Annotated in this window: 7 protein-coding genes and 1 pseudogene; 4 read left to right on the top strand and 4 right to left on the bottom strand. The window is 46.7% G+C overall.

Translation table 11 applies throughout. The annotated features are described in order from the left end of the window. Positions 1-32: 32 nt before the first annotated feature. The 3 genes from ACXAGP_RS02750 to ACXAGP_RS02760 all read right to left on the bottom strand — a co-directional run bounded on the left by ACXAGP_RS02750 (position 33) and on the right by ACXAGP_RS02760 (position 5407). On the bottom strand, positions 33-962 hold the full coding sequence (locus tag ACXAGP_RS02750; protein WP_475259375.1) for a glycosyl hydrolase family 17 protein: 930 nt from the start codon (positions 960-962) through the stop codon (positions 33-35). A gap of 97 nt (positions 963-1059) precedes the next feature. Further along, the gene (locus tag ACXAGP_RS02755; RefSeq protein WP_475259376.1) at positions 1060-1950 is read right to left on the bottom strand and encodes a glycoside hydrolase family 17 protein; all 891 of its coding nucleotides are present in this window, start codon (positions 1948-1950) and stop codon (positions 1060-1062) included. Positions 1951-1960: 10 nt separating this feature from the next. Continuing rightward, positions 1961-5407, bottom strand: a complete 3447-nt coding sequence (locus ACXAGP_RS02760) for a hypothetical protein (protein WP_475259377.1) — start codon at positions 5405-5407, stop codon at positions 1961-1963. 584 nt (positions 5408-5991) lie between these two features. Here ACXAGP_RS02760 and ACXAGP_RS02765 point away from each other — a divergent pair. The 3 genes and pseudogenes from ACXAGP_RS02765 to ACXAGP_RS02775 form a co-directional block, all read left to right on the top strand. Next, positions 5992-8718 (top strand): annotated as a pseudogene (locus ACXAGP_RS02765) (family 16 glycosylhydrolase); the annotation flags it as partial. Between the two features lie 654 nt (positions 8719-9372). Beyond that, complete coding sequence (locus ACXAGP_RS02770; RefSeq protein ID WP_475259379.1) at positions 9373-12285, top strand: TonB-dependent receptor; 2913 nt, start codon at positions 9373-9375, stop codon at positions 12283-12285. A gap of 336 nt (positions 12286-12621) precedes the next feature. After that, on the top strand, positions 12622-13473 hold the full coding sequence (locus ACXAGP_RS02775; RefSeq protein WP_475259380.1) for a substrate-binding periplasmic protein: 852 nt from the start codon (positions 12622-12624) through the stop codon (positions 13471-13473). A gap of 31 nt (positions 13474-13504) precedes the next feature. On the opposite strand, the gene ACXAGP_RS02780 is transcribed toward ACXAGP_RS02775, so the two are convergent. Next, positions 13505-14788 carry an alpha/beta hydrolase family protein gene (locus ACXAGP_RS02780; RefSeq protein ID WP_475259381.1) on the bottom strand — a complete coding sequence of 428 codons (1284 nt, stop codon included), beginning with the start codon at positions 14786-14788 and terminating at the stop codon, positions 13505-13507. Between the two features lie 138 nt (positions 14789-14926). On the opposite strand from ACXAGP_RS02780, the gene ACXAGP_RS02785 reads away from it, so the two are divergent. Then, positions 14927-15619, top strand: coding sequence for a substrate-binding periplasmic protein (locus tag ACXAGP_RS02785; RefSeq protein WP_475259382.1), 693 nt, complete (start codon positions 14927-14929; stop codon positions 15617-15619). Positions 15620-15661: the final 42 nt, after the last annotated feature.

Here is a 15661-nt window from a genome sequence, read left to right on the forward strand (position 1 = left end):
CTCTGGTCACCTTTTAAGTTTTTGAGTTGTGGTTATTTTTGCAATGCCGCCACAACGGGTTTTGGGGTCCTGTCTACACGATACAGGCCCCAGTGTTTTTCAGGCTCAGCAGGGTCTTCTGAGCCCTTCCAGGGTTCATCAAACGCTTCAAAAACAAAACAAGTAATGCCCTCAGCTTTGCACCAGTCCAATAACTCAGGCACATAGCGCGCCTGGAGTGATTCACTGGCATTGTGTGGCTCCATACCTCGACCATTGGACATGGTAGTCCAGCCCGCCTCAGTGATCACAATAGGCACACCTGGATTGCTATCACGAACCGATAACAAGTTTTCTTTGGTGTAATTCAGCGCATTATCAATAGACTGATATTCCCAAACGGGATAAGTGTGCACTGAAATAAAATCCAGATGGGGTGTTAAGGGCTGCAGCTTTTCCTGCCATGGTACATAGTTTTCACAAAAAGTAACGGGTTGTTCCACCGCACTTTTTACCCGCTTTGCATAGGCCACTAACTGCTCAACCGGAACCAGGTGATCAGTCCAGTCAACACTGGCTTCGTTACCAATAGACACCGCGATCACCAGGTCCGGGTAAGAATTGGCAAGAGCAATCATATCATTGATATTTTTATTGTTATTATCGCGATTTTGCTGCAAAACAGCATCCGAATACTCGGCTCCCCAAGGGCAATTTGGATTGCTCACTTCAGCGCCAAGATCGGCTCCCAGCATCACTTTAAAATCCAGCTCTTCGGTGGCAATCACTTCTAAAACAGTGTGCGCATGCTGACTACAATCATATAATCGCAACAGCGACCAATCGCCTTGTAGTATCAACAGATCCTGCTTAATCTGTTCGTAGTCAGGAAAAACACCAGTCCTTGGGTCCTGCCCTTCACGATAACCTGAATAACATATTGCGTTGCCTGCACCGGCAGGTAAAAACCCTCTTGGAAACATGATATTTATTCCTCACTTGCTAGCATTAGTGTGCACCTGAATGGTTGACGCACATCACTCCGGAAATTGCACTTCAATAAGACTGTCGCTTGGGGTATCACCAATATTTTGGTTTTCCATCTTTATCCCAGAGTCCCCAATAGGCACCAACATCCCCTTCATCCGCCACTTTCCATGCTTCATCAAATGATGAAAAATAAAACATATCGATATTTTGCTCTGCTACCCAATTGCAGGCATTGATAAAGTATCTAACGGCATTTTCGAAACCCGGTTCAGCAGCGCCCTCGGCAGTGCCCAAATTGGGCCAGCCAGTTTCACTGATAACGACAGGTTTACCTTTGCCTGAGGCCTTGGCGCGATGGACCATATCTTTCATGTACACCAATGCATGCTCGGCGGGATAGCCTTCCCAAAACGGGTAGCAGTTGGCAAAAATAACATCACAGGCATCGGCCACATTTTGGTGGTCTTCGAATTCATAATAGGCATCGACGTAACCCACCGGGATATCGGATGCAAACGCTTTGGCTCTGTTGATATAGGCAACAAGCTCATCCGGTGGTATTTCGCCACGCAAAAGCACCTCATTGCCCACCCCCAGCATGTCCACCACGCCGGCATCCACCAGCTCTTTGGCTCCCTGCATTTCTGCATCGTTGTTTTCTCTATCGCCATCCAGCCAAACCCCAACCAGGGTTTTTAAGCCAAACTCTTTGGCGATTGCGGGTACTTTTTCATTGCCCTCTGTACAGGAAAAGGTTCTTATCCAATTAACGTAAGGCGCAATAATGGCGAGCCTTTCTCGAATTTGATGATCGGTGATTTCGCTTCCTGGCTCTTGCCCCTCAACATAAGGGCTAAATGAAATGCCATGAATCTTATTGTTTAATAACTTAGCAACTAAACTGCGCAGTTCATCTGCTGAATAGCGCGAAATGTCCAGTCCACCAAGATGGCGGCTTTTATAAGGGATAGTACGACTCATGTTCAGCTCCTCACCCTTGAAACAAAGATTCGCCAGACAGGCTTAGTTTGATGGACTTGATTCTGCCATCGCGTTTAAACAAGTGTTCACTATCCGATTGAGACAGTTTCAGGCTTTCCACTGTTTGCTGTGAATCATCATCGTAATGAATAGTCAAAGCAGGTGTATCCGCATCTGCTATTTCATAGACGACAGGAACCTGACACCAGGTAAAGCCCAGGCTATTGGCTGCAAGAGGCAACGATTGCCATTGCTCGTTGACATCCAGATACTTGAAGCTGAAAGCTTCTTTGCTGAACTCTTGAGATCGGATCAGCACCGGATTAAAGGACGCGCATCCCCCTTCTATCTTGACCCCAAGTTCAATAAAGCGGCTGATGACTTCTTCTTTCACTTGACCTGTCATACCGGGTTGCTGTGCCCCAGCGTGTTTAGGAGTATGAGAGTAGGGATCGGTAGGTATTGCCCCGTATTGACCTGGGGTTTTATTAAATCCAATACCACCTCGCACCCGGTAGTAAAGCTTGCCTAGTCTCTGCAGTTGTTGCTGATCAGCACCGGAGTAAACCGCACGCTCAAAGTTTTCAGCCACTGCCAGTAATAATTTAGATACCATGTGCCAATAGACACAACCCAACCCTTCAAAACCGAACATTCCGCCGGAACGTCCAGTAAAGGATTTGTGATTAAATACCTTCTCATACAATGCCTTGCAGGCCGCCAATTGTGCTTCATCCACGGAGTCGATAGCTTTTAAACGCGCAACTAACTCGCCCGCATTAGTGATTGCTGAATTGAAACGTACAACATTGGATTTGTCTTTCACTACGATGCGCGAGTCATTGTCCGCTATCATAGAAGCTAACATTGGGATGCTATTGGCATCGCTCTCGGAGATCGTATTCTTCTGCAAGAACGGTGTTTGCGCTCTATCCGGATACAACATAAAGGTGTCGATGTCATGCCTGTAGACGTCGCTGTCAAACAGCTTCTCCAGAACATCACATGCCACGTCGACATCGATATTACCAGTGCTCAACGCGGATACCTGCCCTTCAAGCATCGGGTATAAGTAGGCCACCGAGCAGCTCTCTCCATTGAACTCAATTAAGTTGTAAGCATGGTACAAACCGTCATCCGCGCGGTTAGTGGCAATACAGTGATCGACCGCAATCAGTGCGTTGCGCAGTAGCGATAAGACATCGTCCATCTGTTTTTCGGTCTTACCGGAAAAACCACCATTTTGGTATACAGTTGCGCGGTAATCGCACGCCGCTTTACCTAGTGCGCTTAAAACTTCAAAGCGATACTCATCGCTGACCTGCTGGCCATTCAAGGCTGGCGCAACATCAGCAAGTGTCTGATTAGTGGCATCTAGCCAGGTAGCTACCTCTGCAGACAGGCTAAAGGCTTGTGACTTGCTCTCCAATAAATCAGTCAAGAATGCGATGTAGCGGCGCATATAATACAAAGTCACCATGGATAAACCTTGACCTACAAGGGCGTTATTGGCGTCATTCCATTCTGGTCTTTGGGTGTTCAACCAGATGCCGCCATCCAATACCAGATTACTCAGCTTGGTGAGTAATGGCACCAGCAGTTTTTCTACAAGGTTAACCTGATAGACTTCGCTGCCAGCGCACACCATCTTGCCATCTGATCCCATGTCTGCGACGCGATGTTCAATCTGTTCTGCCAATGCTTCGTCGTAATACACAGTATCCTTGGCGTTACTGACCAGCTCTTCAAAGGTTTTAATTTTGTATGGCACATTGGCGTAGCAAAAGATGTCTTGAAAGAGCAACTGTCCCAACTTATCAGGGCCAAACTTTTGCGACACCTCCAACAACTTTTGCAGGTATATGATTTGATGATCACCCCAATAACCAATGTAGCTCCAGGGATCATCCGGCTCTTCTACCTCCCAATCGATCCCCTCTTTGGTGATGCGATAAGGATTGTAGCCGTCCATTGTTGAAGCGTTAACAAATTTGGCAATCATTGCCTCGGCAAATTCTGGATAGCTGTATGCCAGGGCCTCCCAGTTTTGGAAAATATCACGCCAGTTGCCTTGGTAAGACAACAAACTATTACCGTCGTCGTCCTTAAGGTTAATGGCGAACTGGTTCCAGGGACGACTCGGATCACCATGACGACGTCCAAAGGTGATAGGCAAATATTCCTGCACTAATCTCTGTAGCTGTTTATCTTGCTGATGGGCCACCAAACGAACAAGTTCAACGAACTCAAGCGTCTCGGGAAGCTCATTTAAGAACTGCGCGTTTTTGGCGAACACGGCACTGTTAAACATGCTTATGGTTTTGAGCAGGTCGTGCTTGGTGACTGTGTATTGCTGATCGAAAATACCACCGCGAAGTACGTTATACAGTACGTTTGCATAGTGGTGTTCGGCAACATTTTCTTCACCAGTGGCTTGAAAACCGTCTGCAGAAGCCATAATACGCGCCAGCCTGTCTGAGCCATCATCAATTGAGTCGGCAATTCGTCTCTGTAATGCGGCAGAGTCGTCTTTTATCTCATGTAGTAACTTAACGGCGTCGCTTTGAGTCAGATCGATATCAGTGATGGTTTGCCAGGTCGTGCGAGCTTCGCTGCCAAGTTCAATGTCCTGATGCACGAAATAAGCACCGCGAATACCGCGGCGATAATCTTCTTGCTCTATGTTGCCGTCGCGACGGAAATGGCCAACTTGCTCACTGCTTAACAATATTTTTGGGTTCTCAGCCCCCAAAACAAAAGTGGTATTAACATTGAGCGACTCACAAGGCTCTGCTCTGTCGGTAATACCAGAGTACAGGGTAAACATGGCAAGACCAGTGCTTGAATCTAGTTCTGTCCACTTATAAGCATCAACCAGATTACTGGAATTAGTTTGCGTAAAACGCGGGGTTCCGGAAGGCAGCAGGTTTTGCAATCCGTCCAACACTTGCAAAGATTTGGCTTCAGGGTTTTGGTTTATCAGTTCACAGGTTCTGGCAAAACCATAAGCTTCTGACGTCTCCCATGTATATTTGAAAACCAGTCCCAGTGTCTTATTTATCTCTTCAAAGCATACTTTGTTACCCAAGGTACTGCGGTACAAATTGCGTTGAATGTCATAAAGGGTGTAACACTCAATATTGAAGGGTTCCCAGTAAACAAAGCCATTATCAGTCTCAAGTCTGACGATGGTTTTAGGACCCGTGTGTGCACCGCTTTCATGAATGCGGTCTACGGTAATGTAGGGAAATAACGCTGTTTCTGGAGACACACGCCCCGCTGTTAGCCCCCCTGTGGAAGAGACAAATAACCAATGGTCATCTGGGGAGATAATACTGATAAAAAACGGTGCCATGCTATCCACATTGCGCACCGCATAATAACGCTCATCGTTCAACGTAACGAATTCACCGTTAACGTTGGAGTTAGAATTTTTTTCATTAACTAAGTTGTTCATTGAGTTTTTCATGGCCATTACTTTCTAATTAAAAATTTCAAGTCAGAGCAGTTGTACCCATTTGATTTTCAACTGCTCCAGGCCTGCCAGCTTTGAATTGCACACGGAGTCATTCTTCTGCACAGGAAATTGCGCCTATCACCCAGGTTCACAGTCAGCAATCACTGACTTACCGACGACCAGCAAAGATTATTTTTATTTTTTAACCACGAAACATTAAAGAACTGATCATCGAAGGCAAATCAAAAGAGGTAAGATGGACTTTCACTGCGATAAGTCCGACTCAAAGCTGAAATCAAATGCAAGCACCGTAAAATAAGACATTGGCCCTTAATCATCGCAAAAATGTAAACGCTTACTTTTTAAAATCTACGAAGTGTCCTATTTAACTTCTACAGAAACCAACTCAACGCATTTAACCCCATCGAATTTAACGTTTGTGTTACATATTTTGAGAGGCATTTACATTTGCTTGGTGGTGGTGTTGCTCATTTCTGATGGAATCAGCCTCTTTTGACCAAGGACACAAACGACACAACCAAGCCTAGAGGACACACAACTTGGAAATCTTCTCGGAGAAAACTATGGTAATTAAAAGCACACTCGGAATGAAGAGGATACTTGCGCTATCCCTTCTGTCCGTTGGTTTGTTTGGCTGCGGTGGTGGTAGCGAGACCAACACCGTTATCGACCCGACAATCGCAACGCCCCCCGTTACGGCTGTAGAGCAACCTGATAGCGACTGGACACTAGTCTGGAGTGACGAATTCGACGGCGCTGAAATCGACACCAATAAGTGGACATTGGACGTTAACTGTGACGGCGGCGGTAACTTCGAACAGCAATGTTACACTGACGATCCTAGCAACGCCTTCATCTCAAACGGCGTTTTGAACATTGTTGCGACGCCTGCCCCCGAAGAGGCTGGATTACCTCTCCCATATACTTCCGCGAAATTGACTACCAAGAACAAAGGCGACTTTACTTATGGTCGTTTTGAAATGCGCGCTAAACTGCCACAAGGCTTAGGTACCTGGCCAGCATTTTGGATGTTACCCACCGACAATGTTTATGGCGAATGGCCGAAATCCGGTGAGATCGACATCATGGAAGCAACCAACCTGAATACCACCGCTGTGTGGGGTTCAAATGTTGACTTCACATTCGGCACGCTACACTACGGCGATGATTGGCCGGGTAACATTTCTTCAGGAAATAACGTTGTTCCTGCAGCCAACCCAGCTGACAACTTCAATGTTTACGCCATTGAATGGCAAGAAGGCGAAATCCGTTGGTACATAAACGACTATCTATATGCTACCCAACGCCAGTCTGACCCACTTTTGACTCCAGATGGCGTGCCTTTCGGACTCAGACACAGAGGTTGGGCATTTACGCAATTTGATCCACTGACTGGTGAAAAAGGCTGGGTATACGACGAAAGACCCTTCGACCAGGATTTTTATCTGATTCTAAACCTTGCGGTGGGCGGTAACCTTCCCGCAGGATTTTCCGGTTTAGCGCCAGATACCGCAATTGACCCAGATGTTTTTGCTGATGGTGAATCATTTGAAATCGATTATGTACGTGTATACGAGTGCTCTGCCGACCCGGATACTGGCAGAGGTTGTGAGTCAGTAAGACAAGGTTACGACCAACCAGAAACTCTCGATATCGATCTGGCTGAAGGACAGACCGGTGAAAACGCGGGAGCCTTGGTTGAAGGTACGGCTCCGATCCCTACCCTGCCAGCTCCAGAAACCAATGAAACACTGGTTATTTTCGGTGATGGCGAAGCGAATTCAGATTGGAACTTCTGGGATTGTTGCGGTGGCACAGAGCCACAGCTTGTGGAAGATGAAGAGCGCGGTAACGTCGTAGAATTTGAAATCCTTGACAATAACGGCACCGTTCTGGGCTTTAATGCCCGTGATAATGGCGAATCTTTCAATGCCGTAGGCATGGTAGAAAACGGCACACTGAGCTTTGATATGAAAGTTGTTAGTGCACCGGCCGCCGGCACGCCATGGATCTTAAAAGTTGAAGCCAATGGCACTGGTTCTGAAGGATTTGCTGAAATTAACCTTAATACCAGCACAGAAGGTGTCGACCCGGTAGCAGGCGAATGGCAAACCTTTACCTTCCCACTTTCATACTTACAAGAGCAAGGACTTGATGTTACAGGCATCGATATCATCATGATTTTCCCTGCCTGGGGCTCGGGTGAAGGTGCGGTATACCGCGTAGACAACTTAGAAATCGGTGAACCTGGCGCAGGTGGCTCGCCAAGCCTGACCATCTTTGAAGGCGGTACAAACCCCGATTGGCCACTTTGGGATTGCTGTGGTGGTACAGTACCTATGGAAGTTGAAGACGAAGAACAAGGCACGGTCGCAGAATTTGAGATTCTGAACAACGACGGTACGGTAATGGGCTTCTTCGGCCGCGACACAGCAACACCATTTAATGCTGTAGCGCTGGTAAATGAAGGTGTACTGCAGTTTGATATGAAAGTGGTGAGCGCACCAGCCGCAGGCACGCCTTGGCTAATGAAAGTCGAATCTAACGGTGACGGCAGTGTTGGCTTTGCAGAAGTTAACCTGAATACCAGCACTGAAGGCGCTGATCCGGTCACTGGCGTATGGCAAACCTATACCTTCCCAATCAGTGATTTACAGGCAGCAGGCCTTGACGTAACCGGTATCGATATCGTCATGATATTCCCTGCTTGGGGTTCAGGTGAAGGTGCAGTATATCGCGTAAACAACCTTAAGATTTACAACCCGAATGACAATGGCAGCCTGTCTGGTCCACTACTTAATGTCTTCTCAGACGGCGTTAATGATGCATGGCCGCTATGGGATTGCTGTGGCGGTACCGTACCTACGGTTGAAATGGACGATGCCGAACACGGCGAAGTAGCCGAATTCCGTATCAACAACAACGATGGTACCGTGATGGGCTTCTTTGGCCGCGATACTGCGACGCCATTCGATGCTTCATCCATAGTTGCAAACGGTGTCTTACAATTCGAGATGAAAGTAGAAAGCGCACCGGCTACCGACTCCTGGCTATTAAAAGTTGAGGCCAACGGTGACGGTAGTGTGGGCTTTGCTGAAGTGCCTTTGAATAGCAGTCTTGAAGCTATGGACCCACAAACTGGCGAATGGCAAACCTACACCTTCCCGCTTCAGGATCTACTGAATGCAGGTCTGGATGTCACTGGCCTTGATATCATCATGATCTTCCCGGCTTGGGGTTCAGGTGAAGGCGCAGTCTATCGCGTTGATAATGTATTCGTGGGTAACCCTGCCGACATCGACACCGTCTTAAACGGCAGCAGCGGTGGTGGCGCATCAGACGCCGCCTACACTATCTTTGCCGATGAAGCGAATGCTGGCTGGCCACTATGGGACTGCTGCGGCGGCACAGTTCCCACAGTAGAGATGGATGATGCTGAACACGGCGCAGTTGCAGAGTTTGTAATTGAAAACAACAACGGCACCGTGCTGGGCTTTTTCAGCAGAGATGAAGGCCAGCCGTTTGACGCATCAGCGATTTTTGCGACTGGTAAGTTTCAGTTCGAAATGAAAGTAGTATCACCACCCAGCCAATCTACTAATTGGTTATTAAAGATTGAGTCAAATGGCGATGGTTCAACTGGATTCGCTGAAGTGGATTTAACCACCAGCAATGAAGGTGCAGCTCCTGTGGTTGGCGAATGGCAAACCTATACCTTTGATTTGGTTGACCTGGCGGCTGCCGGGCTGGATATCACAGCGATTGACGTCGTCATGGTATTCCCGGCTTGGGCAACCGGAGAAGGTGCGGTTTATCGTATCGATAATGTTGTATTTCTAGAAAATTAACAGGAACACAAATTAACGCGTCTCGCAGCCTGAAATAAGCACTTTTTATGGCTTTCAGGCTGCCAAGTAAGCATACGAATTAAAAGTAGGACAACTATGAAACAGACCAAATTTTTAAAAACCAGGTTGTCGGTAGCCATCTCAATGCTATTGGGTGCAACAACCGTAGCGCCTGTTATGGCGCAGGAAGCGGCAACTGATGCTGCCAGTGACAATGTAGAAATAATCGAGGTATCGGGTATTCGCGGCAGTTTAGCCCGTTCACAAGATATCAAACGGGATTCCGCGGGTGTCGTAGATGCCATCTCGGCAGAAGAAATGGGTAAATTTCCAGACACCAACCTGGCTGAATCACTGCAGCGTATTACCGGTGTGAGTGTCAGCCGCTCCAATGGTGAAGGTAGTGAAATTACCGTGCGTGGTTTTGGCCCGGGATTTAACCTTGTTACCTTAAACGGTCGGCAAATGCCGGGCACGGGTTATACCCGCTCCTATGATTTAGCCAACCTGTCATCTGAAGGCGTCTCGACTCTGGAAGTGCACAAGACCGCTAAATCTTATCTACCCAGTGGTGGATTGGGTGCCACAGTCAACATTATGACCACCAAACCTTTGAGCAGTCCCGGTTTTAAATACTCCGCGTCTGCCAAAGGGATTTACGACGAGTCAAATGTCAAAGGCGATGATGTGACCCCTGAATTCGCTGCGGTCATTAGCAATACATTCCTGGATGATAATTTTGGTGTTGCCCTGTCATTTTCTCACCAGGAACGTGACTTTCAGCAGCAGTCAGCCAATATTCAAGGCTGGAAGGCGCAAAGCCTGTTCTCAGACAACAGCTTTGCCTCCAGAAGCGAAGAACATGCAGCAAGAGAGGATTACGTTGGCAACATTTTTCTGCCGCAAGATGTTAACTACGGCATCAATGATGTGCAAAGAGAACGTACCAACGGACAGTTAACACTGCAATACGCCATTACCGATGACTTTATTGCGACGGTAGATTATACCGCGACCCGCGTCACCGTAGGTAGCGAATATGTTGGCTGGGGCTTCTGGTATGGCGGTTTTGGTGGTGTAACTTCGTTTGACTACAATGAAAACGGCACTGTCACCTATATGGATGTCAGAGCCGACGATGGGTCATTTACAGCCAACCGTGCAACCACAGACGTGGAAGCCGACTCCATCGGGATAAACCTGGACTGGAATGTCAACGAAGACATCAATATCAGTTTTGATTACCATGACTCGTCTAACGGTGCCGACAACGGCGCAGATCCTGGTTTGGGCAGTACAGGTCAGTTGATCTTTGGTTCCAATCTGGTGGACAGAACCACCTTTGATATCCGCGAAGGCGACATACCACAAATCCTGGGATACTGGCAAAATGGTGGCAACGAGATGCTGCCAAGCGAGATTGATCATAACTTTGACCAATTCATACACAGCCCCGGTGAAGCCACAGTTGAACAGTTTCAACTAGATGTAGAATGGATCAATCCGTACGACTTCCCACTGGTGAGTTTAAAAGTGGGCGCCGCTTACACTGAAAACTTCATTGAAGGTCAAAATACCTGGAGCGGTCTGATGGGTGGCCCGGGCTTCAGCCCGAGCTACACAGCCCTTTTCCCGGACAACATGTTTGTGCGCAACAGCACAGCGGGCTTCCTGGATGAATTCAGTGGTGGTGGCAACGATATGGCCACAAATTACTACTATACCTTTGATTATGATGAGGCCATTTCACGTGCCGCGGCTAACATTCCTGGCTATGATCCGGACTTTATCAGCACCCGAGGTGACGCTTCAATTCTTGAAGAAACCACGTCTTTCTACATTGCATCACAATGGGATTTTGAGGTCAGTGAGTATCTGGTTCAGCTGAACGCAGGCGTTAGATATGAAGAAACCGACGTCACCAGTCGTGCACTTCAGTTGCTGCCTTTGCAGGTTAACTGGGTAGCAGCTACGGAGTGGATTACTGTGTTCTCGGATGATCAGCAATACTTTGTAGACCAGGGTGAAAATGATGTATTTTTGCCTTCACTGGATTTGAAAGTAGACATCACAGACGACCTGGTGGGACGTATTTCATGGGGTAAAACCATGGCCCGACCAAACCTGGGAGATTTAGTGAGCATCCTGTCACTGTCAGGTAGTCCAAAACCGGGGGCCAGAACAGGCGGCCAAGGCAACACCAGTCTGTTGCCATTTGAATCTACTAACCTGGATATCTCGTTGGAATACTATTACGGCGAAGCCAGCTACGCCTCCATTGGTTACTTTAAAAAGGATGTGGAAAACTTCGTAGCTACTTTGCAAAGCGAAGAAACCTTTGAGGGATTAAATGATATCCAAAACAGTGCTCGCTGGAACGACGCCGTTAGTGCACTTGAAGGTATGGGCATGCAGGCCAATGAAACCAATATCTACAACTATCTGGTAGAGAATGGCTTTGCTAACGCCGACGATGCGATTGAACCCCTACCGGGCGATCCACAAATCGTGTGGACCATCAGCAAACCGCAAAACCTGGATGAAAAATCAGTGGATGGCTTTGAGGTAGCGGTACAGCACATGTTTGGTGAGACTGGCTTTGGTGCTGCGGTAAACGCCACTTTTGTTGACGGTGATGTAGAATTTGATCCCACGAGTTTTGCAATCCAATCGCCATTAGATGGCTTGAGTGATTCTGCAAACGTACAGGCATTCTATGAAGACGATGAACTTTCGGTGAAGTTCACTTACGCTTGGCGTGATGCTTACTACGCAGGTGGTGGCCAAGGCCAGGGTTCTGCAGGCGAGCCAACCCAAACTAAAGAGTTCGGTCAGTTAGATTTGAGTGTCAACTATGATATCGATGAAAATCTGACAGTATTCTTCGAAGGCATTAACCTGACGAACGAAGTTGAGGAGAATTTTGGTCGCTATGAAGAGCATTTTCTCTCAGCTCGTCAATACGGTACTCGCTATGTCTTAGGTGCGCGTTACTCGTTCTCTGACTAGTAATAACCAAGGCAATTAACCTGAATCGGTAACCGGCTCCGCCAGTTACCGATTTTTTTTGCTTGGTTACGACGACTAAAACACAAGACTTAGGGATATTTTTTCAACCTAAACAAAGACTTGTTCGTTTTTTGTAGTCGATCTCTTACAAGCTTAAGGGAAATACGCCAATAGTCATACTAAGGTCTGATACAGGACAATGACATTGTAGTTTTCCGGGCGGAACGGTTTAATTAACTGATTCTTTTTTTAGCTCGGGAGATGGACTTGGAAGTATCGCCATATACGGCAAGGTGAACTTCTTGCATTAGCCATTATTGTACCGATATAAGCACAATGAATAACAACCCGAAATCCAAATTCAATTCAGAGAAACTGCTCAATTACGTTACTCACTTACTCATTTGTAGCGGCATTTTCTTACTATTAATGCTAGTGAGCCACTCCGTCATTGCGCAATCAGACGAAGATAATCAGATTACTATTGCCGTATTTGAAGATCACAGAGAGCAAGTTGCCTCCTCTTTGCCTTATGGATTGTCGTGGAAGTTAATAGAAAAAGCGGCACAGGCAGAGGGTTTGGATTTAATTAAAATTGCCACTAACTGGCAATCCGCCATCAATCGCCTCAAGGACCAGCGTCTGGATATTGTTTTTGGTGCGTTCAAAACACCAGAGCGGGCACAATGGGCTGATTTCACACTGCCTTTGGTTTCCGATGCATCGGTATTATTTAACAACCCCGATAGCCCTATACTGCATCTTGAAGATGTAGATTTTGAGCAGGAAGTGGTGGGTGTTATCTCCAATTCAACTCAAGAAACACTTGCGCAAAAGTTGGGCTTTAAGCACATATATCCCGCCAGCGAACGTAAAAACCTGGTGAAACTTCTGGAATCAGGCCGCATCAACTATGTCATGATTGGTGAAAGCATCAGTAAGCTCTATTGCAATTATTCAGCACCTTGCTTGCAGCAAGTAGGTTTACCACTTTCTACTCAACACAGCCGCGCTATGGCTGCCAAATCTAATATAGAAGCATCTAATAAGCTGGTGAGGCTGAACCGAGGTTTAGCTCAAATCTACAGCAACCGTGAGACACAGTTGCTGTTTCAGGAATATCAGTACTCGCAAGACTACTTCAACGCCTGGAAAGGCAAAGTAGAAAACGAGTTATCAGCCGAATAACCACTCATCACCGCGGGTGAGCCGTTCACTTTCATTCATCTGTGTTTTTTGTGTGAAAGCTCATTCCCGTTGCCCAACGCTCCGGAAACCCCGGCCAGGCCTCAGTAAGCTTGCCATCGGCCTGTTTTACTTGATTGGCATTTTCTCTTTTCGGTAAGTATTCACATGCCTGTTCTTTCTGTTTAACAAAGCAATCCATCATTAACAGAGCAAAATGCTGATTATTTCGATTCAATACTTGTGCATCCCACACGGGCTCCTCATAATGGCCCAGGTCGATGTCTGCTTCAAAAGCGACGCTTGGTGCAGGATGTGGCGCAAAATTGTGGCGCGCATCGCGATATACCAACATATAGGTATCCTTGCCACCTGTTTGCTGGAATAGCTTTTTAACCCCCTGTTCGTAGCCCACGATATCATCGTTATCACCAGCCACATACATCAGCGGTACATCGATTTCAGCCAAAGCTTGGGGAGCATGCAATTGTAACTCTTGCCCCCAAGGAGCAAATGCCATCATTGCAGCCCAACGTATATCCACCTGCTCTTTTCCAGCGTTGCAAAAATTGAATACGGAGGTTAGGTTATTGGCAGCCTCTTGCGGAAATCCCAAACGCTGCAAATGCTCTGGAGTAAATTGATAGCAACCGCCAACAGTGTTAATCGCCCCCCAAGCTCCCATCGAATAGCCAATCAGTCCAGCTTTGTTGGTGACCAGGTTTTCAGCGATAAAATGCTGACCTTGGGCAAAATAATCTAATACGAATTGTTGATCCCGAGATCGATTTCGCAACGTGTCAGGAAAACCGGCAAATGGCGCATTAACAATATCAATCTCTGCATTAGTGGAGCCCGTATGGTCGATACCCACCACCACGTAACCATGACTGGCCAAATGCTCGCCGAGGTAAAACATAATGGTTCGATATCCTGTATAACCGTGAGATAGCACTACAAGGGGGTAACTATCTGATTTATCCACATCGGCATCACGACGCGCGCTGGCAGCGATGCTAAAGGTCTTACCGGAGCGGGTAACGTTGTCGTAAGTGGTCAAATTCCCGGTATTTTTAACCGCTGGATACCACACCTCCAGCGTCAATTTTCTATCAACTATGCTAGTAAAATCCTGCATGTTTAGCTGTTGAGGATTGGTAACTTCCATGGTTTTAACACCAACAGAATAACCTCCTGTTTTTGCCAGTTCTGGCGTGCGCGGCGGTTTATCTTGGTAAATCTGTTCAGCGGAATAAGTTGCAGTTGAAAACAGGAATATGGATGTGGCTACAGTGAGGTATTTCTGAAATGAAGTCATTGTCTGAATTAGATGGCTCAGTAATTTTTAAACTCAGTATGGCACAGCTTTTAGAGCTTGTTACTCAGGCTATTGTCAAATGGACAAAAATTAAGCTAAGCTCATCATACCAGTACAATAATTCATCGGATAGTTTGCATGGCATTGCGCATCATAGTTTTACTTTTGCTCAGTTTCTCTTTCATCACTGTGGCTCAGGCAGCTGAAAAAATGAAACTGGCGGCCCCCTTTTTCCCACCCTATACCTATTTTGATATGGATGGAAATTTGGATGGTTTGTGGATAAAACAACTCAATCCGGTACTTAAAGATGCGGGTATCGAATTTATTGCGGTCAACACTCGTATGGCTCGCTTTTACTCATCAATTGCCACAGGCAAAGTACAATTAAGCGCCATCCCCAAAGGGGTGCCCGGCATGGACAATGTCCTTTATAGTGAGCAGCCTTTTGCGCATTTTGATCTGCGGGTTTTCTGGCTAGATGACAGGCCTGATATCGCCAATGTAAAACAGTTGGCAAATCAGCGTGTGGTGCTCACCCGGGGCTATAACTACGGCGGTTTTCTGGAGGAAGCTTTGTCAGAAAAAGCCCGTCAAAATTTCCTGAAAGCTAAAACCAAACCCGAAGCCATTGAGTTGCTTTTAAAAGGAGAAGCTGACTATGTATTAGGCTACTGGGCGTTGATGGATTACCTGCAAAAAAACATGCCCGATGTGCAATTAAACAACAAGAAAATATCAGAAATTCCCATTTATTTTGTTATCCACAACAGCGCAGAAAATGCTAACGAGCTTATTGACCGATACGATACTGCATTTGCCAATCAATAAAAGTAGTTTAAAAACCAGGGTTAATTTGCCCTGGTTTTCTAG

The organism is Planctobacterium sp. AWM4_229, from assembly GCF_056160305.1.

Excerpts from the sequence above, each read along its gene's own strand:
- ACXAGP_RS02755 (WP_475259376.1), bottom strand. The coding sequence starts at position 1,950 with ATGAGTCGTACTATCCCTTATAAAAGCCGCCATCTTGGTGGACTGGAC.
- ACXAGP_RS02770 (WP_475259379.1), top strand. The coding sequence starts at position 9,373 with ATGAAACAGACCAAATTTTTAAAAACCAGGTTGTCGGTAGCCATCTCA.
- ACXAGP_RS02775 (WP_475259380.1), top strand. The coding sequence starts at position 12,622 with ATGAATAACAACCCGAAATCCAAATTCAATTCAGAGAAACTGCTCAAT.
- ACXAGP_RS02750 (WP_475259375.1), bottom strand. The coding sequence starts at position 962 with ATGTTTCCAAGAGGGTTTTTACCTGCCGGTGCAGGCAACGCAATATGT.
- ACXAGP_RS02785 (WP_475259382.1), top strand. The coding sequence starts at position 14,927 with ATGGCATTGCGCATCATAGTTTTACTTTTGCTCAGTTTCTCTTTCATC.
- ACXAGP_RS02760 (WP_475259377.1), bottom strand. The coding sequence starts at position 5,407 with ATGAACAACTTAGTTAATGAAAAAAATTCTAACTCCAACGTTAACGGT.
- ACXAGP_RS02780 (WP_475259381.1), bottom strand. The coding sequence starts at position 14,788 with ATGACTTCATTTCAGAAATACCTCACTGTAGCCACATCCATATTCCTG.